Genomic DNA, 2,320 nt, shown 5'->3' with positions numbered 1-2,320 from the left:
TACAATTTTAAGCTCCGATTCAACCAAATCAAGGAACAAATTGTTTTTTGGCTTAATTATTTGTTCAACTTCTATCCTGAAAATAATATTCCTATTTTTGTGGAAATTAAAAATAGCTCTTTTTAAGGGTTGACTAATTAGTTGAATGGGTAACGGATTTTAATTCGTTGAATTGGTTTCAATTAATTTTTTATAACACACGTACAAATGAAAATAACATGTTACGGTCATTCGTCTTTAGGAATCGAAGTGGGGCACAAACACATTCTAGTTGATCCCTATATTTCAGCAAATCCTCAGGCGTCACACATCAACATCAACGAGATCAAAGCCGATTACATTCTCTTGACGCACGCTCACAGTGACCACACTCTCGATGTTGAATATATAGCAGGGAGAACCAATGCGGTTATCGTTTCGAATTACGAAATTGCCACACATTATGGCGCAAAAGGGTTTAAATCCCACCCAATGAATCACGGTGGAAGCTGGAATTTCGACTTTGGGAAAGTGAAATATGTCAATGCTGTGCATTCCAGTTCTTTTCCCGACGGAAGTTATGGTGGTAATCCCGGTGGTTTTGTCATCGAAGGCGAGCATAAAAACATCTATATTGCCGGTGATACCGCGCTTACAATGGATATGAAACTTATCCCGTTGCGAACCAAACTCGACTTGGCAATCCTCCCTATTGGTGATAATTTCACCATGGATATCGATGATGCCATCCTCGCTTCGGATTTTGTGGAATGCGACAAAATATTGGGCGTTCACTACGATACCTTTGGTTATATCGAAATCAACCACGAGGAAGCCATCCGTAAGTTTTTCGACAAAGGAAAAGATCTAATGCTGCTAGAAATTGGCGAAAGCATTGAATTGTAGATTTTATAAACTGTAGAGCTTCCAGCCTTTAAAAAGCTGGAAGCTCTACATAACAGAAAAAAATGAATATAAAAAGCATACTTTTCGTTCTATTAATGGGCATATCAAGCCACTCCCTTTTTGCCCAAAAAGACGGCTATTGGGACAAAGAACGCGCCACCAAAAAAGAAATCGTTGTTTCGGCAAGAGGCAGAATCCTCATAAAAACCGAAGCACTGCCGGTAGGAACCACCGAAGTAATTTATAGAATCACACTTTTGGACGTGAATCAGCAAATGGCCAACAGCTTAGTTTCAGTATTAAAAGCGATTCCTGATCCAACAGGAATTAGCCAGGGTTCGGCCGGAGCGGTGTTTTTGCTATCAAAGATTTCAGGTGATGATAAATGCAAGTATGCTATTTTTTCAAACGAAGCTTTCGCTGCTGATTATATAAAAAACGGCACGACCTCAAAAGCGTGCTATGAGCAAAATGAAGCCGTTAACCAAGATGCCAAAGGACTTTCAATCGATAAATCACTTTGTATTTTACCGAATGCCAATGCGATTTGGTTTGGTTTCGAAAGTAAGAATTGGATATTGAACCAGAAAATCGTGCTGGAAGTTGTGCCTTGGGTTAATTATAGATTGAGCAGTGGCTGGAATCTCGAAAACCGAAAACTGATTCTCAATCAATGCAAAACAACGGATTTGGCCAAGAAGTTGATCCAGTCGGATGATTTTTGTGTTTGCGTCCTCGATAAATTACAGAAAGAATACAAATTTCAGGAATTCCAAAAACTACTACCCATCGAAAAATCGAAAGTGTACAATGATTTAGGAAATGCTTGTTTGAAAGAAATGGGCACTTCTGATAAGCTATTTTCTGATTTGCGTAGCAAGGCCACCGATTTGGTAAAACAAGGCAAATACGGCGAAGCAATTGATAAAATAGGCGTGATTGTTCTTTATGGAAAAGCCACACCTATCGATTTCAACACCCTTGGCTATTCCTATTTGATGACCAAACAATACGCAAAAGCCATCAAAACGCTAAAAGAAGGTGAAAAGCTAGACGATTCAGAATTATTGATACAGATGAATCTGGCGCATGGGTATTTGCTCAATAAGGACTTTAAATCAGCAAAATCTATTTACAAAAAATACCAATTACAGAACGTAACAGATAATTTGGGCTGGAATCAAAAAGTAAAGTTAGATTTCGACATCTTTCAAAAAGCAGGATTACCAAGTGTTGATTTTGACCGAGTTTTGAGGCTGCTGGAGGATTAAGAATTGGCACAAAGAATATCTAAGTAGTCATTCCTTAAAAATGAATTAACAATTTGATTGTTAATAACTTGTGATTAAATTCAGTTGAAAACAGTACTTTTAAATCGCCAAAAAGTGTATATTTCGGTATAAAAAAGTGGCAATATGTTAGGCAAAATAAAACC

At 37.8% G+C, this 2,320-nt stretch carries 2 protein-coding genes; both read left to right on the top strand.

Going from position 1 to position 2,320, the window contains the following annotated elements:
• Positions 1-207: 207 nt before the first annotated feature.
• Positions 208-885, top strand: coding sequence for a metal-dependent hydrolase (locus RMO83_RS13935; RefSeq protein WP_310560307.1), 678 nt, complete (start codon positions 208-210; stop codon positions 883-885).
• A gap of 62 nt (positions 886-947) precedes the next feature.
• On the top strand, positions 948-2,156 hold the full coding sequence (locus RMO83_RS13930; protein ID WP_310560306.1) for a hypothetical protein: 1,209 nt from the start codon (positions 948-950) through the stop codon (positions 2,154-2,156).
• Positions 2,157-2,320: the final 164 nt, after the last annotated feature.

Origin of the sequence: Flavobacterium sp. (genome assembly GCF_031423415.1) — a bacterium.
Classification (GTDB): Bacteria; Bacteroidota; Bacteroidia; order Flavobacteriales; family Flavobacteriaceae; genus Flavobacterium.
This window is presented reverse-complemented; position numbering and strand designations above follow the sequence as displayed.